This is a genomic window from Streptomyces sp. NPDC040610 (assembly GCF_055594065.1).
The window spans coordinates 927,556-947,285 of sequence record NZ_JBVIXA010000001.1 but is presented as its reverse complement, the minus strand read 5'-3'; the positions used below and the strand labels follow the sequence as shown (position 1 = coordinate 947,285).

17 protein-coding genes and 1 riboswitch are annotated in these 19,730 nt (G+C 70.2%); of the genes, 10 read left to right on the top strand and 7 right to left on the bottom strand.

The genetic code is table 11. The features are described 5' to 3' along the window. Positions 1–193: 193 nt before the first annotated feature. The gene (locus ACZ6AA_RS04240) at positions 194–790 is read right to left on the bottom strand and encodes a TetR/AcrR family transcriptional regulator (protein WP_471456160.1); all 597 of its coding nucleotides are present in this window, start codon (positions 788–790) and stop codon (positions 194–196) included. A 95-nt stretch (positions 791–885) separates the two neighbouring features. Between ACZ6AA_RS04240 and ACZ6AA_RS04235 the strand changes: the two genes are divergently transcribed. After that, positions 886–1,722, top strand: coding sequence for an SDR family oxidoreductase (locus ACZ6AA_RS04235; RefSeq protein WP_471456158.1), 837 nt, complete (start codon positions 886–888; stop codon positions 1,720–1,722). A 186-nt stretch (positions 1,723–1,908) separates the two neighbouring features. On the opposite strand, the gene ACZ6AA_RS04230 is transcribed toward ACZ6AA_RS04235, so the two are convergent. Beyond that, positions 1,909–2,979 (bottom strand): SIS domain-containing protein, encoded by a 1,071-nt coding sequence (locus tag ACZ6AA_RS04230; RefSeq protein ID WP_471456156.1) that lies wholly within the window; start codon positions 2,977–2,979, stop codon positions 1,909–1,911. Between the two features lie 309 nt (positions 2,980–3,288). Here ACZ6AA_RS04230 and nagB point away from each other — a divergent pair, with 309 nt between their 5' ends. Beyond that, positions 3,289–4,074 carry a glucosamine-6-phosphate deaminase gene (gene nagB / locus ACZ6AA_RS04225; protein ID WP_468451640.1) on the top strand — a complete coding sequence of 262 codons (786 nt, stop codon included), beginning with the start codon at positions 3,289–3,291 and terminating at the stop codon, positions 4,072–4,074. Positions 4,075–4,300: 226 nt separating this feature from the next. On the opposite strand, the gene ACZ6AA_RS04220 is transcribed toward nagB, so the two are convergent. The 4 genes from ACZ6AA_RS04220 to ACZ6AA_RS04205 form a co-directional block, all read right to left on the bottom strand. Beyond that, on the bottom strand, positions 4,301–5,803 hold the full coding sequence (locus ACZ6AA_RS04220) for a glycoside hydrolase family 3 protein (protein WP_468480574.1): 1,503 nt from the start codon (positions 5,801–5,803) through the stop codon (positions 4,301–4,303). 6 nt (positions 5,804–5,809) lie between these two features. Beyond that, positions 5,810–6,640, bottom strand: coding sequence for a carbohydrate ABC transporter permease (locus ACZ6AA_RS04215; protein ID WP_468451636.1), 831 nt, complete (start codon positions 6,638–6,640; stop codon positions 5,810–5,812). Continuing rightward, positions 6,637–7,626, bottom strand: a complete 990-nt coding sequence (locus ACZ6AA_RS04210; protein ID WP_468451634.1) for a carbohydrate ABC transporter permease — start codon at positions 7,624–7,626, stop codon at positions 6,637–6,639. Before ACZ6AA_RS04210 ends, ACZ6AA_RS04215 begins: the two co-directional genes overlap by 4 nt. A 185-nt stretch (positions 7,627–7,811) precedes the next feature. Beyond that, the gene (locus tag ACZ6AA_RS04205) at positions 7,812–9,086 is read right to left on the bottom strand and encodes an extracellular solute-binding protein (protein WP_471456153.1); all 1,275 of its coding nucleotides are present in this window, start codon (positions 9,084–9,086) and stop codon (positions 7,812–7,814) included. Positions 9,087–9,460: 374 nt separating this feature from the next. Between ACZ6AA_RS04205 and ACZ6AA_RS04200 the strand changes: the two genes are divergently transcribed. From ACZ6AA_RS04200 to ACZ6AA_RS04165, 8 genes are all read left to right on the top strand, one after another. Beyond that, positions 9,461–10,288, top strand: a complete 828-nt coding sequence (locus tag ACZ6AA_RS04200) for a GntR family transcriptional regulator (protein WP_471456151.1) — start codon at positions 9,461–9,463, stop codon at positions 10,286–10,288. A 131-nt stretch (positions 10,289–10,419) separates the two neighbouring features. Next, the gene (locus ACZ6AA_RS04195) at positions 10,420–12,564 is read left to right on the top strand and encodes a carbon starvation CstA family protein (protein WP_468451628.1); all 2,145 of its coding nucleotides are present in this window, start codon (positions 10,420–10,422) and stop codon (positions 12,562–12,564) included. Continuing rightward, positions 12,561–12,761: a YbdD/YjiX family protein gene (locus ACZ6AA_RS04190; protein WP_468451626.1), complete on the top strand. Its 201-nt coding sequence runs from the start codon at positions 12,561–12,563 to the stop codon at positions 12,759–12,761. Before ACZ6AA_RS04195 ends, ACZ6AA_RS04190 begins: the two co-directional genes overlap by 4 nt. A 122-nt stretch (positions 12,762–12,883) precedes the next feature. Then, positions 12,884–13,165, top strand: coding sequence for a DUF3311 domain-containing protein (locus tag ACZ6AA_RS04185; protein WP_471456149.1), 282 nt, complete (start codon positions 12,884–12,886; stop codon positions 13,163–13,165). Further along, positions 13,162–14,784, top strand: a complete 1,623-nt coding sequence (gene mctP / locus ACZ6AA_RS04180) for a monocarboxylate uptake permease MctP (RefSeq protein WP_468451622.1) — start codon at positions 13,162–13,164, stop codon at positions 14,782–14,784. Before ACZ6AA_RS04185 ends, mctP begins: the two co-directional genes overlap by 4 nt. A gap of 106 nt (positions 14,785–14,890) precedes the next feature. After that, complete coding sequence (locus ACZ6AA_RS04175; protein WP_471456147.1) at positions 14,891–15,598, top strand: hypothetical protein; 708 nt, start codon at positions 14,891–14,893, stop codon at positions 15,596–15,598. A gap of 188 nt (positions 15,599–15,786) precedes the next feature. Beyond that, positions 15,787–15,928: riboswitch (cobalamin riboswitch) on the top strand. Positions 15,929–16,057: 129 nt separating this feature from the next. After that, the gene (locus ACZ6AA_RS04170) at positions 16,058–18,472 is read left to right on the top strand and encodes a ribonucleoside-diphosphate reductase subunit alpha (RefSeq protein ID WP_468451618.1); all 2,415 of its coding nucleotides are present in this window, start codon (positions 16,058–16,060) and stop codon (positions 18,470–18,472) included. Then, on the top strand, positions 18,472–19,512 hold the full coding sequence (locus ACZ6AA_RS04165; protein WP_468451616.1) for a ribonucleotide-diphosphate reductase subunit beta: 1,041 nt from the start codon (positions 18,472–18,474) through the stop codon (positions 19,510–19,512). The genes ACZ6AA_RS04170 and ACZ6AA_RS04165 overlap by 1 nt, the downstream gene beginning before the upstream one ends. On the opposite strand, the gene ACZ6AA_RS04160 is transcribed toward ACZ6AA_RS04165, so the two are convergent. Then, positions 19,425–19,667: a hypothetical protein gene (locus ACZ6AA_RS04160; RefSeq protein ID WP_468451614.1), complete on the bottom strand. Its 243-nt coding sequence runs from the start codon at positions 19,665–19,667 to the stop codon at positions 19,425–19,427. The two genes, ACZ6AA_RS04165 and ACZ6AA_RS04160, sit on opposite strands and share 88 nt — an antisense overlap. Positions 19,668–19,730: the final 63 nt, after the last annotated feature.

The window sequence follows — 19,730 nt, the reverse complement described above, 5'->3', positions numbered from 1 at the left end:
AGAATCGGGGGCGGGCACCGGCTCGGCGGGGAGCCCGGGCCGAGGGCTCACCCGACCGCCGCCGCGCCCGTCGCCCGGGCTGCCTTTACGCCCGCCGCCCGGGACCGCCCATCCGGCCGCCGCCTGCCGCCCGGCCACCCATCCGCCCGCAGCCCGACCCGCCCCTCCGCCCGCCGCTCGGCCCGCCCCTCCCTCAGGCCGCAGGCCAGGCCCGCATCGCCAGATCGACGACGGCCTGCAGGTTCTCCCTGGTGGCGCCGTCGCGGGACTGCTGGGACAGGCCCTGGAACACCGCGCCGACGTAGCGGGCGATGTCAGCGGCGTCGGCGCCGGCGGCGATCTCGCCCGCGTCGATGCCTTGCTGGATGCGGGCCGCGAAGGTCGCGATGTTCGCGTTGCGGCGCTCGCGCAGGGTCTGCTCGACCTCCGGCGTGGTGCAGTTGGTCGCCGCGTGGATGACGAGGCAGCCGTGGGGATACCCCGGCTCCGTGAAGGCGTCGGCGGCCTCGCGCAGGATGCGCTCCATCGCGCCGTGAGCCGTCGGCTCCTCGGTCAGCGCGCGCCCGCCGAAGGCTCCGTACGAGCCCGCGTAGCGCACCAGGACCTCCTCGAAGAGCGTCCGCTTGTCGCCGAAGGCCGCGTACAGGCTCGGGGCGCCGATGCCCATCTCGCGGGTGAGGTCGGCGACGGACGTCGCCTCGTACCCGTGCTCCCAGAACTGGCGCAAGGCCTTCTCCAACGCCGTCTCGCGGTCGAAGGAGCGTGGCCTGCCTCGCTGTTTCGTCGCCATGGAGGAATTCTATAGCGGGCACTAGAAAAGCGGTGGGTGATCCGGTACGGTTCTTTGTGTAGCGACCGCTAGAGAAAGTTGGGGGGCGCCTGATCATGGGTGCGCTGACGGAGAAGACGGCAAACGGGCAGACCGCCGAGACGACTGAGGGCCTCGCGGAGGGCGGAGCGCCGGTGAAGCGGCTCGCGGGCAAGACCGCCCTGGTCACGGGCGGAAGCCGGGGCATCGGGCGAGGGATCGCCGAGCGACTGGCCCAGGACGGCGCGCGGGTCGCCGTGCACTACGGCAGCAACGAGGCCGCCGCGAAGGAGACGGTCTCGGCGATCGAGCAGGCGGGCGGCTCGGCGTTCGCGATCGGCGCGGAGCTGGGCGTGCCGGGGGACGCGGCGGCGCTGTGGGCGGCGTTCGACGCGCACGCGGACGGCCTGGACATCCTGGTGAACAACGCCGGGATCGGCACGTCGCGCTCGTTCACGGAGGCGGATGAGGACGAGCACGACCGGCTGTTCGCGGTGAACGTCAAGGCACCGTTCTTCATCACCCAGCTCGGCGCGGAGCGGCTGCGGGACGGCGGGCGCGTCATCAACATCTCGTCCGGCCTCTCCCGCTCCGCCGTGATGCCTCAGATCATGACGTACGCCATGACCAAGGGCGCCCTGGACGTCTTCACCCAGAACTTGTCGAAGGTGCTCGGCGCCCGCGGCATCACGGTCAACTCGGTGGCCCCGGGCATCGTGGACACGGACGTCAACGCCGCCTGGCTGCGCGGCGAGGAGAACAAGGAAGCGTGGGAGGGCGCGGCGGCCATATCAGCCCTCGGCAAGGTCGGGACGCCGCAGGACATAGCCGACGCGGTCGCGTTCCTCGCCTCGGAGGACGGGCGCTGGGTGACGGGGCACTGGCTGGACGCGACGGGGGGTTCGCTGAGCTGAGCGGTGCCTCGGCCCGGCGGGGCGGGAGCAGGGCCACGGCCAGGGGGCGTGGAGGGACGGCGGGGGCGGCCCGGATTGCGCCCCGGATGGCACCGCGGGCCGACCCACACGGCGGCCGCGGTGCCGTCCCCGGCTCCGCCACCTCACCCACCTCCTCCCCCGCCCCCACACCCACGCCCCACCCCCTCACCTCGTCTCCGTCACCTTGGCAAGAGCTCTGGGCGCGTCCGGGTCCTGACCACGGGCGATCGTCACCTCGTAGGCGAGGAGTTGGAGGGGGATGATCTCCAGGATGGGCTGGACCTCCTCGGGGACCCCGTCCGTCGGCAGGGCGAACCCGGCGGAGGCCTGCTCGACCTGGGTCTTGGGCCCGATGACCACCAGGTCGGCGCCGCGTCCGCGCAGCCGGTCGAGGACGGGCTGGAGCGCTTCCCCTCCCCTGCCGTCCGGCACGACGGCGATGACCGGCGAGATGTTGTCGACCATGGCGAGGGGACCGTGCAGAAGGTCGGCGCCGGAGTATGCCAGGGCGGGGATGTAGCTGGTCTCCATCAGCTTCAGGGCGGCTTCCTTGGCCGTGGGATAGCCGTAGCCGCGCGAGGTGATCACCATGCGTTCGGCGAAGCGGTAGCGGGCGGCGAGGGTCCGGATCTCCGGTTGCCGGGCCAGGAGGTCGGCGGCGAGGTCGGGCAGCGGGCCCGCGGCGGCTCCGTCGCCGTCGCGCAGCCCCTCGATGAGGAGGTAGAGGGCGAGCAGGGACGCCGTGTAGGTCTTCGTGGCCGGGAGGGCCTTCTCCGGGCCCGCGAGGATGTCGATGTGGTGCTCGGAGACGGCGGCGAGCGGGGAGTCGGGGTTGTTGGTGACCGCGAGAGTGATGGCGCCGGCCTCGCGGGCGGCCTGGGTGGAGGCGACGAGGTCGGGCGAGCCACCGGACTGGCTCACGGTGACGACCAGGACGTCCCGGAGGTCGGGCTTGGCGCCGTAGGCGGTGGTCGTGGACATGGAGGTGAGGCCGCAGGGCAGGCCGAGGCGGACTTCGAGGAGATATTTGGCGTAGAGGGCGGCGTGGTCGGAGGTGCCACGGGCGGTGAGGAGGACGAAGCGGGGGCGTTGCGCGGCCACCTGTCGGGCGGTCTCGCGGATCGCAGGGGCACCGGTGTCGAGGAGCCGCCGCAGGACCTGGGGCTGTTCGGCCATCTCACGGGACATGATGCGGCCGGGCTGCTCGCTGTAAGGGGAGGACGACATCACAGTCATGCTTCCCACTGTGCTGGCTACTGGCCGGGAGCGCTTGCCCTTCGGGCGGAGGGGCTGGCCTGGGGCCCTGTGCGGGGGGGCAGGGTTCGGCGGCGGGCAGGGCTCGGCCCAGCGGGCGAGGGTCGGGTTCGGGGCGGAGGATGGACGTGTGGGGGCGTGCACGTGTGGGGGCGGGGAACCGCTGGTGTCGTGGGCGTTTGGGGGTTCGACCCCTGCACCTGGGCGGTGCGGCTCTGCTAGATTGGTCTATACCACACTCGTCCGAGCGCCAGTCCCGCTCCTCCCCTACATCAGATCGGCAGGCCCAGCGTGGAAGTTGTCATCGTCCCGGACGCCAAGGCAGGCGGCGAGCTCATCGCGGAGGCCATGGCCGCCCTCGTGCGCCGCAAGTCCGACGCCCTGCTCGGTGTCGCCACCGGCTCGACCCCGCTGCCCATCTACGAGGCGTTGGCGGCGAAGGTCCGCGCGGGTGAGGTGGACGCGTCGCGGGCCCGGATCTGCCAGCTCGACGAGTATGTGGGGCTGCCGGCCGGACACCCGGAGTCGTATCGCTCGGTGGTGCTGCGTGAGGTCGTGGCGCCGCTCGGCCTCGACGAGTCGGCCTTCATGGGGCCGGACGGCAGTGCCGCGGACGTGCAGGGGGCGTGTGAGGCGTACGACCGGGCGCTGGCGGAGGCGGGCGGTGTCGACCTGCAGCTGCTGGGGATCGGTACGGACGGGCACATCGGGTTCAACGAGCCCTGCTCGTCGCTGGCGTCGCGGACGCGGATCAAGACGCTGACCGAGCAGACCCGGGTGGACAACGCGCGGTTCTTCGACGGCGACATCGAGCAGGTCCCGCACCACGTCATCACGCAGGGCATCGGCACGATCCTGGAGGCCCGGCACCTGGTGCTGCTCGCGACGGGTGAGGGCAAGGCCGACGCCGTGGCGGCGACGGTCGAGGGTCCGGTGGCCTCCGTGGTGCCCGCCTCCGCGCTCCAGCTGCACCCGCACGCCACGGTGATCGTGGACGAGGCGGCCGCGTCCAAGCTGAAGCTGGCGGACTACTTCCGGCACACGTATGCCAACAAGCCCGCCTGGCAGGGGCTGTAGGGGATACGGCGACACAGCGACGCATGAAGGAGGGGGCGCCCCAGGGTCTGGGGCGCCCCCTCCTTCATGCGTGTACTGCTCCTGCTCCGGGCATGCGGGTACTGCTCCGGGCCGGGCCGAGCCGCCCGGCGCCGGGGTCGGCCCGAGCCCCGGCCTCAACCTCAACCTCAGCCCCGGCACCGGCACCGGCACCGGCGTCCGAGCCCCGGCGTCCGAGCCCCGGGGTTCACCCCCCGATCAGCACCTCCGCCGCAGCCTCCCCGCAGACCCGCGCGGCGCCATACGTGGCGATGTGCAGGGACCCCGTGGGCTTGGACTGGGGAACGCCCATTTCGACGACGATGGTGTCGGGGCGGGCGGCGAGAAGGTGGTCGACGGCGGCGGCCATCCACGGGTGGCGGTGGGCGTCGCGGACGACGGCGACCACGCGTCGGGAGCCCGCCGCCACGAGGGCCTTCGCGCCCGCGTCGTCGCCGCTGAAGGAGCCGGTCTCCGTGCCGGGCAGACGGCGGGCCAGCTCGGCGGCGACGCCCCACGGGGTCTCGTCGCCGACGGCGATGTTGGCCAGCGGGGTGAAGGCGGCGACGTAGGGCGCCTCGGTGAGCGCGCCCGCGGAGGACTCGCTGTGGGTGACCGTCAGGGCGCGGCGGGCCGCGCGCAGGCCGATCTCCGGGTCGGCCGCTCCCCCGGCGCCGGCCGCGCGCGAGGCCGAGGCCCAGTCGGCGAGGGCGCGCACCCGGGCGGCGGCGTCGGCGAGCCGCTCCTCGGGGAGTTCGCCCGCACGGACGGCCGCCACCAGGGCGTCCCGCAGCCGAAGGACCGTCAGCTCGTCGTGCAGTCCGCCGCCGACGCAGATCGCGTCGCAGCCCGCGGCGACGGCGAGGACGGTGCCGCGCTCGATGCCGTAGGTCCCGGAGATGGCCCGCATCTCGATGCCGTCGGTGACGATCAGGCCGTCGAAGCCGAGTTCGCCGCGGAGCAGGTCGGTGAGGATGCGCCGGGACAGCGTGCCCGGAAGGTCCGGGTCGAGGGCCGGGACGCTGATGTGGGCGCTCATCACCGCGCGCGTACCGGCGGCGATGGCCGCGCGGAAGGGGATGAGTTCGCGGGCGTTCAGGATGTCCGCGTCGACGTCGATGTGCGGCACCGCGTGGTGCGAGTCGACCGCGGTGTCGCCGTGGCCGGGGAAGTGCTTGGCGCAGGCGGCGACGCCGGAGGACTGCATGCCCTCGATGTAGGCGCCGGTGTGCCGGGCCACCAGGTCCGGGTCGGAGCCGAAGGAGCGTACGCCGATGACCGGGTTGCCGGGGTCGGAGTTGACGTCGGCGGACGGCGCCCAGTTGAAGGTGACGCCGCACTCGGCGAGGCGGCGGCCGAGCTCCGCGGCGACGCCCCGGGTGAGCGAGACGTCGTCGACGGCGCCGAGCGCGTGGTTGCCGGGGAAGGAGGAGCCGGTGCGCACCTCGAGGCGGGTGACGTCGCCGCTCTCCTCGTCGATGGCGACGACGATGTCCTCGCGCTCGGCCCGCAGTTGGGCGGTGAGCGCGGCGACCTGCTCGGGGGTCTGGATGTTGCGGCCGAACAGGCCCACGGAGGCGAGGCCCTCGCCGATGCGGCGCAGCAGCCAGTCGGGGGCGGTGGTGCCGCCGAAGCCGGGCTGGAGCACGGTCAGGGCGTCGCGCGTGAGGGAGTCCTGTGTGCCCGCGGAGGCGGTGTAGGAGGAGGTCATGGTGCGTTAGCCCTTCACGGCGCCGTCGGTCAGGCCGGCCACGGCCCTGCGCTGGAGGAAGACGAAGAGGATCAGGATCGGGATGGCGAACAGCGAGGCCGCGGCCATGGTGGCGCCCCAGTCGTCGCCGAAGGCGGTCTGGAAGCTGGAGAGCCACACCGGCAGCGTCTTGGCGTCCGCTTCCTTGTTGAGCACGAGGACCAGCGGGAACTCGTTCCAGGCGGTGATGAAGCCGAAGAGCGAGGTCGACATCAGGCCGGGTGCAAGGAGCGGCAGGATCACCCGGCGGAAGGCCTGCATCCGGGTGCAGCCGTCGACCATGGCGGACTCCTCCAGCTCCCTGGGCACGGCGGCGACGAAGCCGCGGAGCGTGAGGAGGGTGAAGGGCAGGATCATCACCATGTAGAAGAGGGTCAGCGGGATCAGGCTGTTCAGCATGTCCGCGTCGCGCACGATGATGTAGATCGCGATGACCATGACTTCCCACGGCGCCATCTGCGCCAGCATGAAGCCGATGATGAAGCCGCGGCGGCCCTTGAAGCGCATCCGGGCGAGGGCGAACGCCGAGGTCACTCCGATGATGAGGGAGAAGACGACCGCGAGGATCGTCACGGTGAGGGAGTTGCCGACCATGGTCCAGAAGTGGTCGACGTCCATCGCCGTCTTGAAGTGTTCGAGCGTGGCGTCGGTCGGGAACCAGACCGGGTCCTCGGCGATGATGTCGCCGGTCGGCTTGAAGGCCGTCGCGAACATCCAGTACACGGGGAAGACGCAGAAGACGAAGATGACGACGGCGACCAGGTTGGGCCACAGCCGGCCCATCAGCGAGCGCTTCACAGCTCGTCCTCCTCTTGCTTGAGCACGATCCGCAGGTAGAACGAGGTGATGGCCAGCAGGATGACGATGGTGAGCAGCGCGATCGCGGCACCCATGCCGAAGTGCTGGTTGCCCATGCCCTCGATGTAGGCGTAGACGGGCAGGATCTCGGTGAGCCGGTCGGGGCCGCCCTCGTTGATCGTGAAGACCTGCACGAACGCCTTGAAGACCCAGATGATCTCCAGGAACGTCGTGGCGTAGAGGAAGGGCCGCAGATAGGGCAGCGTCACCTGGGTGAACTGCTTCCAGGCCCCGGCGCCGTCGAGCGACGCGGCCTCGTACAGCTCCTTGGGAATGGTGGTCGTGGCGGCGTACAGGTTGATCGCCACGAAGGGGATGGACATCCAGACGATGAGCAGCAGGACCACGAAGAAGGTCGAGTACTGCGTGGCCAGCCAGTCGTGGTCGGCCATCGAATCGAAGCCGATCTTGGCGAGCACCCAGTTGACGACGCCGAAGCGCTGCGCGAACAGCCACTGGTAGACCGTGCTCGCCGCGACGACGGGCATCGCCCAGGCGAGTACGAGGCCGACCAGGAGGAACGTGCGCATCTTCCGGCCGAGGCGGGCCAGGAGCAGTCCCACCAGCGTGCCGAGGATCATGATCAGCACGACGTTGACGGCGGTGAAGGCGACCGAGCGGCCGGTGACCCGCCAGAAGTCCTCGCTGGTGAGGACCTCCTTGTAGTTGTCGATTCCGTTCCACTCGGTCAAGTGCAGGATGAACTGCCGCATGTTGAGGTTCTGGAACGACAGGATCCCGTTGTTGACCAGCGGCCAGCCGAGCAGCAGCAGGGTGGCGATGATCGCGGGGGCAAGGAGCAGATAGGGCGTCAGGCCGGCGAGACGTTCCCGGGACCCGCGCGGGCCTCCTGGTCGTGGTCCGCCGTCCGGTGTCTGCACCTCCGTCGGGCCGGAGGGCGGCCGTTCGGTCTTCTGCACGGTCATGCTCGCCATCTCTTTCGTGGGCAACGCGAAACGCTGGGGGCAGCGCGGGAGACGCTGGGGGCAGCGGGGGCGCCGTGGGCAGCGCGGAGAACGCATGGTCGCGCCGCTGGGGGCGCGGAGAGCGCATGGGTACGCCGGGGGCAGCGGGGTCGGTTCACCCGCCGCCCCCGGCGGGGTCTGCGTTCTTACTGCTTCTGCGCCAGGCGCTTGTTGAGCTCGCCCTCGACCTGCTTGGCGGCGTCGGCAGGCGACTTACCGTTGAGCACCGCAGTCATGTAGTTCTTGATCGGGTTCGGCGGGTTCTCGACCGCGCCCCACTCCGGGATCAGCGGGGTGGTGCCGCCGCCGGCGGTGGCGGGAGCGGCGGCCTCGGCGGCCGCGTTGCCCTTGAGGTTGGACTCCAGGGCCTTCTTGTTCGGGATCGTGCCGCCTTCCTTGGCGAACTGACCCTCGAACTTGTCGGACAGCGCGATCTTCAGGAACTCCTTGGCGAGCTCCTGCTTCTTGCTGGTCGCGGCGACGGCGAGGTTGGAGCCGCCGAGGAAGACGCCCTCGGGCTTGGCGGCGGTGGCGCCGGGGATCGTGAAGAAGCCGATGTCCTTCTCGATCTTCTTGTTGGCCTTGATCGCGGTCGCGGCCTCCCAGCTCATGCCGATGAAGGCGCCGGTCTTGCCCTTGGCGAAGACCTCGGCCTGCTGCGGGGTGGCCTCGTCCTTGTTCTTCGGCGCCTTGGAGAGGTCCGCGAACTGCTTGTACGTCTTCATGGCCGCGGCGACCTTGGGGTCGTCGAGGTTGGAGACGTACTTGTCGCCGTCCTTCTTGACCAGCTCGGCGCCCTCACCGATGGTCAGGCCGACGAAGTGGTACCAGTTCTGGCCGGGCAGGTAGATCGGCTCGGCCTCGGTCTTCTCGCCGATCTGCTTGAGGTCCTTGAGGAACTGGGCGCGCGTCTTCGGAAGCTCCTTGATGCCGGCGTCGGCCCAGACCTTCTTGTTGTAGACGACGACGCGGTTGAGGACGAACCACGGGGCGGCGTACTGCTTGCCGTCGATGACCGAGGCCTTGTTCATCGACTCGGTCCAGTCGGCGCCGATGGACTCCTTGAGGTCACCGAGCTCGGCGAGGCCGCCGGTCTTGGCGTACGCGGCGGTCTGGGTGTTGCCGATCTCGAAGACGTCCGGCGGGTTCTCCTCGGAGAGGGCGGTCGTCAGCTTCTGCTGAATGCCGTTCCACTGCTGGACCTCGAACTTCAGCTTCGCGCCGGTCTTCTTCTCGAAGGCGGCCGTGACGTCCTTCTGCCACTGGTCCGGCGTCGAGCCGTCCATGGCCCAGAGCGTCAGCGTCTCGCCCTTGAAGCCGTCCGCCCCGGACTTCTTGTCGTCCTTGTCATCGCCGCCACAGGCCGCGATGGAGACCAACATGCCCGCGACACCGATAGCCGCTATGAGCTTGCGCTTCACAGTCATCCTCCTTTGGATGCCAGCCAACCCCCCACCCGCAGCGACCAAGAGGACCGAAAGACTGCCCGTGGGACTGGACCTGGTCTTTAATGGTGTAGACCAGTACGGGGAGCTTGGCCTAGACCTTTATAGGTGTCAAGGGTGTATAAGAAGGGCAGTCACGTCCGTTATCGGACCGACACCTGAGTGGGTACGGGCCCGTGTCGCACCCCCGGAACGACCCCGGGACCGCGGCCCCGCGCGACCTTCGCGCGAGCAGGGGGCGCCCCTCGCCCCGGACCGTGCCACGATGTGAGCCGCGACAGACGGAGGACCCGGTGGCGACAGCGCAGGAGCCGGTGACAGCAGCAGCACAGGAGCCGGGAAGGCGGAGCATGGGCACAGAGGCGGACAGTACCCAGGCCGGGGCGGGCACGTCCGCAACGGGATCCACGAGCGCGGCCGCCTCCACGACAGCAGACGGCTCGGGCCCCGGCAAGTCGGTACGTCCGGCGCGGGTGCCCAAGTACTACCGCCTGAAGCGGCACTTGCTCGACATGACCGAGACCCTGCCGCCCGGCACCCCGGTCCCGCCCGAGCGCACGCTCGCCGCCGAGTTCGACACCTCGCGCACGACGGTGCGCCAGGCCCTGCAGGAGCTGGTCGTCGAGGGCCGTCTGGAGCGGATCCAGGGCAAGGGCACCTTCGTGGCCAAGCCGAAGGTCTCGCAGGCGCTCCAACTCACCTCGTACACCGAGGACATGCGGGCCCAGGGCCTGGAGCCGACCTCCCAGCTCCTCGACATCGGCTACATCACCGCCGACGACACCCTCGCCGGCCTCCTCGACATCGCCACCGGCGGCCGCGTCCTGCGCATCGAGCGGCTGCGCCTGGCCAGCGGCGAGCCGATGGCCATCGAGACCACGCACCTGTCGGCCAAGCGCTTCCCGGCCCTCAGACGCTCCCTCGTGAAGTACACCTCCCTCTACACCGCGCTCGCGGAGGTCTACGACGTCCACCTCGCGGAGGCCGAGGAGACCATCGAGACCTCCCTGGCCACCCCGCGCGAGGCCGGACTGCTCGGCACCGACGTCGGCCTGCCCATGCTGATGCTGTCGCGGCACTCCCTGGACGGCCGGGGCCAGCCGGTGGAGTGGGTGCGGTCGGTGTACCGGGGCGACCGGTACAAGTTCGTGGCCCGCCTCAAACGCCCCCAGGACTGACCCGCGCGGGCAGCCCCGCCCGCCCCCTCGGCACGCCCGTTCGGACCCGGTCCCGTCCGCCCCATGGCGCGGATCACGTTCCTGCCCTACCGTCCTCCCGTCACCGCAGAACGTGAACGGGAGGACGGCCCGTGCGCACAGCGAACCCCAAGAGCATCGCCCTCTGGACAGTCGTCGCGCTGATCGGCGCGTCGGGCTGGACCGTACTCGCCCTCTCCCGGGACGAGGAGGTGTCCGCCGCCTGGATGGTGGCCGCCGCCCTCGGCTCGTACGCCATCGCGTATCGCTTCTACGCGAAGTTCATCGCGTACAAGGTGCTCAAGGTCGACAAACGCCGGGCCACGCCCGCCGAGCGCCTCGACAACGGCATCGACTACCACCCGACGGACCGACGGGTGCTGCTCGGCCATCACTTCGCGGCCATCGCGGGCGCCGGGCCGCTGGTCGGGCCGGTGCTCGCCGCCCAGATGGGCTATTTGCCGGGCACGATCTGGATCATCGCGGGAGTGATCTTCGCGGGGGCCGTGCAGGACATGGTGGTCCTGTTCTTCTCCACCCGCCGCGACGGCCGCTCGCTCGGCCAGATGGCGCGGGACGAGATCGGCCCGTTCGGCGGGGCCGCGGCGCTGCTCGCCGCCTTCGCGATCATGATCATCCTGCTCGGTGTGCTCGCCCTGGTGATCGTGAACGCGCTCGCCGAGTCGCCGTGGGGCACCTTCTCCATCGCGATGACGATCCCGATCGCCCTGTTCATGGGCTTCTACCTGCGGATCCTGCGGCCGGGCCGGGTCAGCGAGGTCTCGCTCATCGGGGTCTCGCTGCTGCTCTTCGCGCTGATCGCGGGGCGCTGGGTGGCGGAGTCCTCGTGGGCGGAGGCGTTCACGCTCGCGCCGTCGACGCTCGTGATCTGGCTGGTGGCGTACGGCTTCATCGCCTCGATCCTGCCGGTGTGGATGCTGCTCGCGCCGCGCGACTATCTGTCGACGTTCATGAAGATCGGCACCATCGTGCTGCTCGCGCTCGGCGTCGTCATCGCGCTGCCGACGCTGAAGATGGACCCGGTCACCGACTTCGCCTCGCGCGGCGACGGGCCGGTCTTCGCGGGCTCGCTCTTCCCGTTCGTGTTCATCACCATCGCCTGCGGCGCGCTCTCCGGCTTCCACTCCCTGATCTCCTCCGGCACGACGCCGAAGATGATCCAGAAGGAGACGCAGGTCCGGATGATCGGCTACGGCTCCATGCTGATGGAGTCGGCGGTGGCGATCATGGCCCTGGTGGCCGCGTCGATCATCGACCCGGGTCTCTACTTCGCGATGAACGCGCCCGCGGGCGTGGTCGGCGACACCGTGCAGGAGGCGTCGAAGGCCGTCGCGGGCTTCGGATACACCATCTCCCCCGAGGACTTGGCGCAGGCCGCCAAGAACGTGGAGGAGAGTTCGCTGCTCTCACGGACCGGCGGCGCGCCCACCCTCGCGATCGGCGTCTCGGAGATCTTCTCCAAGGTCACCGGCGGCTCGCTGAAGGCCTTCTGGTATCACTTCGCGATCATGTTCGAGGCGCTGTTCATCCTCACGGCGCTGGACGCGGGCACGCGCGTGGGCCGCTTCATGCTCCAGGACATGCTGGGCAACGTCTACAAGCCCTTCAGGAACATCAGCTGGAAGCCGGGCCTCGTCCTCACCAGCGCCGCCGTGACCGGCCTGTGGGGCTACTTCCTCTGGGTCGGCGTGCACGAGCCGCTCGGCGGCATCAACCAGCTCTTCCCGATCTTCGGCATCGCCAACCAACTGCTCGCGGCCGTCGCGCTCGCGGTCTGCACCACCCTGCTCGTGAAGTCCGGACGCCTCAAGTGGGCCTGGATCACGGGCGTTCCGCTGGTCTGGGACGCCACGGTGACGCTCACGGCGAGCTGGCAGAAGGTGTTCTCCAGCGACCCGCGCGTCGGCTTCTTCAAGCAGCGCTCGATCTACCAGGACGCCATCGACGACGGCAAGGTCCTGCCGCCCGCCAAGTCGATGGACGACATGCACACCGTCGTCACCAACTCCACGGTGGACGGCGTCCTTTCGGCCGCGCTCGCGCTCCTCATCGTGATCGTCATCGCCGACGCGCTCCGCATCTGCGTCCGCCACATCCGCGATCCGCTGTCGTCGAAGCTGAGCGAGGCGCCGTTCGTGGAGTCCAAGACGGTCGCGCCCGCCGGTCTTTTCGCGACGAAGGAGGAGAAGGCGGAACTGGCGGCGGCCGAGGAGCGGGAGACGGCGGGCTCGTCATGAGCGGACCACTGCTGCGCGCGCTGCGCGGACTGCGTTGGTACGTAAGGGAGTTGACCGACGAGTCCGCGTACGAGCGGTACGTGGCGCACGTTCGCAAAGATCATCCGGCCGCCGTCGTGCCGAGCCGCCGCGCGTTCGAGCGGATGCGGACGGACCGGCAGGAGTCGGACCCCCGACAGGGCTTCCGCTGCTGCTGAGCAGGCACGACGGCACTTCCGGTACCCGTCCGTTATACGGACGGGGGTTCCGTACCGCGAGATCTCTGACTTAGATTTCCCGAACGTTAAGAACGGGATAAGTGAGGGAACGGAGCCGCGGTATGTCAGATGCGCCTGAAGTGCCAGTTGCGCCTGAAGTGAGACAGCCGGTGGTCACGCCGGTCCGCGTGGTCATCGCCCTCTGCCTCCTCGCGCCCTTCGTGGCGATGCTCTGGGTGAGTTCGTACGCGAAGGCCGACCCGGCCTTCATCGGGATCCCGTTCTTCTACTGGTACCAGATGCTGTGGGTGCTGATCTCGACCGCGCTCACGATGATCGCCTACCAGCTGTGGCAGCGTGACCAGCGCGCCCGCAAGGCCCTTGAGGAAGGTGCGTCCCGGTGAACGACGGCGTGAACGGCGTCGCGCTCGCCGTCTTCATCTTCTTCTTCCTCGCGGTCACCGTCATGGGCTTCCTGGCGTCCCGCTGGCGCAGGGCCGAGAACGAGCAGAGCCTCGACGAATGGGGCCTGGGCGGCCGGTCGTTCGGGACCTGGGTGACCTGGTTCCTGCTCGGCGGCGACCTCTACACCGCGTACACCTTCGTGGCCGTCCCGGCGGCGATCTACGCGGCGGGCGCGGCCGGCTTCTTCGCCGTGCCGTACACCATCCTCGTCTACCCGCTGATCTTCACCTTCCTGCCGCGCCTGTGGTCCGTCTCGCACAAGCACGGGTACGTGACGACGTCGGACTTCGTCCGTGGCCGCTTCGGGTCCAAGGGGCTCTCGCTGGCCGTGGCGGTCACCGGCATCCTCGCGACGATGCCCTACATCGCGCTCCAACTGGTCGGCATCCAGGCCGTCCTGGACGTGATGGGCGTCGGCGGCGGCGAGGACACCAACTGGTTCGTCAAGGACCTGCCGCTGCTCATCGCCTTCGGCGTGCTCGCCGCGTACACGTACTCGTCCGGCCTTCGGGCACCCGCGCTGATCGCGTTCGTGAAGGACACCCTGATCTACATCGTGATCGTGGTGGCCATCATCTACATCCCGATCAAGCTCGGCGGGTTCGACGACATCTTCAGCGCGGCGAACGAGAAGTTCTCCGCGACCAACGAGGCCACCGGCAAACCCGTCGGCTCCCTCGTGCCGGGCGAGGCGGGCACCTGGACGTACGCGACCCTGGCCCTCGGCTCCGCGCTCGCGCTGTTCATGTACCCGCACTCGATCACCGCGACGCTGTCCTCGCGCAGCCGCGACGTGATCCGCCGCAACACCACCATCCTGCCGCTGTACTCACTGATGCTCGGCCTGCTCGGCCTGCTCGGGTTCATGGCCATCGCGGCCGGAGTGAAGGTCGAGAACGGGCAGTTGGCGATCCCGCAGCTGTTCGAGGACATGTTCCCGGACTGGTTCACGGGCGTCGCCTTCGCGGCCATCGGCATCGGCGCGCTCGTCCCGGCCGCCATCATGTCCATCGCGGCCGCGAATCTCTTCACCCGCAACATCTACAAGGACTTCCTGAGGCCCGACGCGACACCCGAGCAGGAGACCAAGGTCTCCAAGCTGGTCTCGCTCCTGGTGAAGGTGGGCGCGCTCGCCTTCGTCCTCACCATGGACAAGACCGTCGCCATCAACTTCCAGCTGCTCGGCGGCATCTGGATCCTGCAGACCATGCCCGCCCTCGTCGGCGGCCTGTTCACGCGCTGGTTCCACCGGTGGGCGCTGCTCGCCGGGTGGGCGGTCGGCATGATCTACGGGACGGTCGCCGCGTACGGGGTCGCCTCGCCGACGCAGAAGCACTTCGGCGGCTCGTCCAAGGAGATCCCGGGCATCGGCGAGATCGGCTACATCGGCCTGACCGCGTTCGTCCTGAACGTCGTCGTGACCGTCGTCCTCACCTTCGTCCTCAAGGCCGTGGGCGCCCCCGACGGCGTCGACGAGACGTCCCCGGAGGACTACACCGCGGACGCCGGCGACAAGGGCGTGGCGGTCGAACTGCCGAAGGTGGGTGCCGGGCACTGACGCCCGGGCCCCGGCCCTTCCTGAAGGCCGCCGCGTTCCGTCCGGGACGCGGCGGCCTTCGCCGTGCCGCCTCCGGCCCCGAACCGGCGTACGAAAGAATGGGCCCATGCCGCGTCCTCGCCTCCTGTTCCCCGCCGCCCTGCTGCTGCTCGCGCCCCTCGCCCTCACCGGCTGCGGCTCCGAGACCGCCGGGTCCGAGAACAGGGCCTCCGAGAGCGCGGGCTCCGGGGACGCGGGCTCCGGCGCCGGACCGAAGCCCTCCCGCGCCGACCTCGAGGCCCGCGCCCGCGCCGCCCAGACCCGGACGGCGCACGTGTACGTGACCGAGGCCGACGGGTTCACGCTGGCGGAGCAGTCCGTGGGCGTCCTCGGGGACGACGGCTTCCAGGCGGTGTACGTGGCGAAGGAGGGCGGCGCGCAGATCAAGGTCGACGTCGAGCGGGGCACCGTCGACGGCAGGACCTGCCGGAGCGTGTATCCCCCGGCCGAGCGCTGCGAGAAGGACGGGAAGGGCTGGTACCGCACGCCCGGCTCCGCGGGCTCGTCGGGGTCGTCGGGCTCTTCTGGCCCCGCCGAGTCCTGGCACGCGTACGCCCGCTCCGAGCACGGCCTGCGCATCCAGGTCTCCGCCGACCCCGGCCTCGTGGACCGCGACACGCTGCGCGCCGCCGCCGAGAAGGCCCACCGCGCGGACGCCGCCGAGCTGGACGCCGTGCTGCCGAAGAAGACATCCCCCGCCCCGCCGGTGGAGCGCGGCGACATCCCCCGCGACGGCGACGGCGCCCCCCAGGACCCGCCGGGCGTGGGCGGCTGAAGACGGCCGCGGTGACGGCCGAGCGGGGCCCCAGCGACCTCTGAGCGGGCCCCGGACGGCACCCGGACGCCCCCTTGGAATGCCACGCCCCGCCCCCGAGTTGAGGTTCAGGGCGCCTCGTCCCGCGACAACGCCGCTACCCTCCGACACAACATCTAGGGGTGGCACCGAAAGCCAGCACAAGATGTATGCTCGTCCTCGCTGTCGCCGCAGGGGAATCCGGTGCAAGTCCGGAACTGTCCCGCAACGGTGTACTGGTACGCATTTGTGCGCTCGCGCCCACAACATGCGCCGGTGAGTCCGACGACCTGCCGACAGCGCGCCTGGACCGTCCGGTCCGGGTGCCGAGACGTCCGGGCCTCGAGGAATGGGTTGGTGGACGCGGAGTCGCCCCTGCGCGGGCGCAGCCGCGCCATGCCTCTCTCCGCGGGCCCAGAGCCGAGCGAGGGAGAGCACCACGTGACCATCGCGCCCGCCGAACCCGCGTCAGCGCAGGCCGGCACGCAGGCCGAGGCCGAGCAGGCCGCGCAGACCACCGACGGCCCAGGAACCGCCCTGCTGCGCGTCCTGACCGACCTCACCGCCGACCTCCCCGACGCCGACCCCGGCCGGGTCGCCGCCGCCGCCCTGCGCGGCCGGTCGGCCAAGGCCGACGAGGTGGAGCTGCGGGAGCTCGCGACCGAGGCGGCCGCCGGGCTCATCTCCGAGGACCCTGCGTACTCCCAGCTCGCGGCCCGGCTGCTGACCATCGGTATCCGCGAGGAAGCCGCCTCGCAGGGCGTCACGTCGTTCTCCCAGTCTGTCGCCGTCGGCCACCGCGAGGGCCTGATCGCGGACCGCACCGCCGAGTTCGCCACTCTGCACGCCGAGCGCCTCGACGGCCTCGTGGCCGACGCGCTCGCCGACGGCGCCGACCGCCGCTTCGGCTACTTCGGCCTTCGTACGCTGCACAGCCGCTATCTGCTCCGGCACCCGATCACCCGCAAGGTCGTCGAGACCCCGCAGCACTTCATGCTGCGCGTGGCCGCCGGTCTCGCCGAGGACGCCTCCGAGCGGGCCCTTGACGAGGTCGCCGCGCTCTACCGCCTGATGAGCCGTCTCGACTACCTGCCGTCCTCGCCGACGCTCTTCAACTCCGGCACCCGGCACCCGCAGATGTCGTCCTGCTACCTCCTCGACTCGCCGCTCGACGAGCTGGACTCCATCTACGACCGCTACCACCAGGTCGCACGGCTCTCCAAGCACGCGGGCGGCATCGGGCTCTCGTACTCCCGCATCCGCTCCCGCGGCTCGCTGATCCGCGGCACCAACGGGCACTCCAACGGAATCGTGCCGTTCCTGAAGACGCTCGACGCCTCCGTCGCCGCCGTGAACCAGGGCGGCCGCCGCAAGGGCGCCGCCGCGGTCTACCTGGAGACCTGGCACTCCGACATCGAGGAGTTCCTGGAGCTGCGGGACAACACCGGCGAGGACGCCCGGCGCACCCACAACCTGAACCTGGCGCACTGGATCCCCGACGAGTTCATGCGCCGCGTCGCCGCCGACCAGCCGTGGTCGCTGTTCTCCCCGGCCGACGTGCCCGAGCTCGTCGACCTGTGGGGCGAGCAGTTCGACGCCGCGTACAAGAAGGCGGAGGCGGCCGGTCTCGCGCAGAAGACCATCCCCGCCCGTGAGCTGTACGGCCGCATGATGCGCACCCTCGCGCAGACCGGCAACGGCTGGATGACCTTCAAGGACACCGCCAACCGCACGGCCAACCAGACGGCCGAGCCGGGCCACACCGTCCACTCCTCCAACCTCTGCACGGAGATCCTGGAGGTCACGGACGACGGCGAGACGGCCGTGTGCAACCTGGGTTCGGTGAACCTGGGCGCGTTCGTCGACACCGCGAGCGGCGACATCGACTGGGAGCGGCTCGACGCCACCGTGCGCACGGCCGTCACCTTCCTCGACCGCGTCGTGGACATCAACTTCTACCCGACCGAGCAGGCCGGGCGCTCCAACGCCAAGTGGCGGCCCGTGGGCCTGGGCGCGATGGGCCTCCAGGACGTCTTCTTCCAGCTGAAGCTGCCGTTCGACTCGCCCGAGGCACGGGCGCTTTCGACCCGCATCGCCGAGCGCATCATGCTCGCCTCGTACGAGGCCTCCGCCGACCTGGCCGAGCGCAACGGTCCCCTCCCCGCCTGGGAGAAGACCCGCACCGCGCGCGGCGTCCTGCACCCCGACCACTACGACGTCGAGCTGACCTGGCCCGACCGGTGGGCGGCGCTGCGGGAACGTATCGGCAAGGTGGGCATGCGCAACTCGCTGCTCCTCGCCATCGCGCCGACCGCCACCATCGCGTCCATCGCGGGCGTGTACGAGTGCATCGAGCCGCAGGTCTCCAACCTCTTCAAGCGCGAGACCCTGTCCGGCGAGTTCCTCCAGGTCAACTCCTACCTGGTGGCCGAGCTGAAGCGGCTCGGCGTGTGGGACGCGCAGACCCGCGAGGCGCTGCGCGAGTCCAACGGCTCGGTGCAGGGCTTCACCTGGGTCCCGCAGGACGTGCGCGATCTGTACCGCACAGCCTGGGAGATCCCGCAGCGCGGCCTCATCGACATGGCCGCCGACCGCACGCCGTTCCTGGACCAGGCGCAGTCCCTGAACCTGTTCCTGGAGACGCCGACCATCGGCAAGCTCTCCTCGATGTACGCCTACGCCTGGCAGCGCGGCCTGAAGACCACGTACTACCTGCGCTCGCGCCCGGCGACGCGCATCGCCCGCGCGGCGTCCGGCCAGGCCGCCGCCGCTGCCCCCGTCCCCCAGCAGGTGACCGACCCCGAGGCGATCGCCTGCTCCCTGGAAAACCCCGAGTCCTGCGAGGCCTGCCAGTAATGTCCCAGTCCGCTGCCCACACCGTCTCCACCACCGGTGAGAAGAACCTGCTCGACCCGGGCTTCGAGCTGACCCTGCGGCCCATGCGCTACCCGGACTTCTACGAGCGCTACCGCGACGCGATCAAGAACACCTGGACCGTCGAGGAGGTCGACCTCCACTCGGACGTGGCCGACCTGGCCAAGCTCACGCCCGAGGAGCAGCACCTGATCGGCCGTCTGGTCGCGTTCTTCGCGACCGGCGACTCGATCGTGGCGAACAACCTCGTGCTCACGCTGTACAAGCACATCAACTCCCCCGAGGCGCGGCTCTACCTGAGCCGGCAGCTGTTCGAGGAGGCCGTGCACGTCCAGTTCTATCTGACGCTGCTCGACACCTATCTCCCCGACCCGGACGACCGCGCCGCCGCCTTCGCGGCCGTGGAGAACATCCCGTCCATCCGGGAGAAGGCCGAGTTCTGCTTCAAGTGGATGGACTCGGTGGAGAAGCTGGACCGCCTGGAGTCCCAGGCCGACCGGCGCCGGTTCGTGCTGAACCTGATCTGCTTCGCGGCCTGCATCGAGGGCCTGTTCTTCTACGGTGCCTTCGCGTACGTCTACTGGCTGCGCAGCCGCGGTCTGCTGCACGGCCTCGCGACCGGCACCAACTGGGTGTTCCGCGACGAGACGATGCACATGAGCTTCGCCTTCGAGGTCGTGGACACCGTCCGCAAGGAGGAGCCGGAGCTGTTCGACGACCAGCTGCAGCAGCAGGTCACGGACATGCTGAAGGAGGCGGTCGACGCCGAGCTGCAGTTCGCGCGCGACCTGTGCGGTGACGGCCTGCCCGGCATGAACACCGAGTCGATGCGCGAGTACCTGCAGTGCGTCGCCGACCAGCGCCTCCAGCGCCTCGGCTTCGCGCCGGTCTACGGCTCCGAGAACCCGTTCTCGTTCATGGAGCTGCAGGGCGTTCAGGAGCTGACCAACTTCTTCGAGCGGCGCCCGTCGGCGTACCAGGTCGCCGTGGAGGGTTCGGTCTCCTTCGACGACGAGTTCTGAGCCGGGCCCGCGGCTGAGGGCCGCTGCCCCCGCTCGGCCTCGCGCAGCTGGCGGTCGATCCGCCGGTCGTGCGCGTGGCCGATGAGCGAGGGCAGCGCCATCAGCAGGAAGACTCCGAGGACGGCCAGCGTGTTGAGTGCGTCATGTGCGTTCATGACCTCCACTCTCGCGCCGGCCGTCCTTCGTCGTCAGTGGCAGGACTGCCGCACACCCTCGAT

What these genes read in the sequence shown, in the direction of transcription:
- ACZ6AA_RS04235 (WP_471456158.1), top strand. Translation starts at nt 886, where the DNA reads ATGGGTGCGCTGACGGAGAAGACGGCAAACGGGCAGACCGCCGAGACG.
- ACZ6AA_RS04185 (WP_471456149.1), top strand. Translation starts at nt 12,884, where the DNA reads ATGTCAGATGCGCCTGAAGTGCCAGTTGCGCCTGAAGTGAGACAGCCG.
- ACZ6AA_RS04165 (WP_468451616.1), top strand. Translation starts at nt 18,472, where the DNA reads ATGTCCCAGTCCGCTGCCCACACCGTCTCCACCACCGGTGAGAAGAAC.
- ACZ6AA_RS04190 (WP_468451626.1), top strand. Translation starts at nt 12,561, where the DNA reads ATGAGCGGACCACTGCTGCGCGCGCTGCGCGGACTGCGTTGGTACGTA.
- ACZ6AA_RS04200 (WP_471456151.1), top strand. Translation starts at nt 9,461, where the DNA reads ATGGGCACAGAGGCGGACAGTACCCAGGCCGGGGCGGGCACGTCCGCA.
- ACZ6AA_RS04230 (WP_471456156.1), bottom strand. Translation starts at nt 2,979, where the DNA reads ATGACTGTGATGTCGTCCTCCCCTTACAGCGAGCAGCCCGGCCGCATC.
- ACZ6AA_RS04175 (WP_471456147.1), top strand. Translation starts at nt 14,891, where the DNA reads ATGCCGCGTCCTCGCCTCCTGTTCCCCGCCGCCCTGCTGCTGCTCGCG.
- ACZ6AA_RS04240 (WP_471456160.1), bottom strand. Translation starts at nt 790, where the DNA reads ATGGCGACGAAACAGCGAGGCAGGCCACGCTCCTTCGACCGCGAGACG.
- ACZ6AA_RS04210 (WP_468451634.1), bottom strand. Translation starts at nt 7,626, where the DNA reads ATGACCGTGCAGAAGACCGAACGGCCGCCCTCCGGCCCGACGGAGGTG.
- ACZ6AA_RS04160 (WP_468451614.1), bottom strand. Translation starts at nt 19,667, where the DNA reads ATGAACGCACATGACGCACTCAACACGCTGGCCGTCCTCGGAGTCTTC.
- ACZ6AA_RS04220 (WP_468480574.1), bottom strand. Translation starts at nt 5,803, where the DNA reads ATGACCTCCTCCTACACCGCCTCCGCGGGCACACAGGACTCCCTCACG.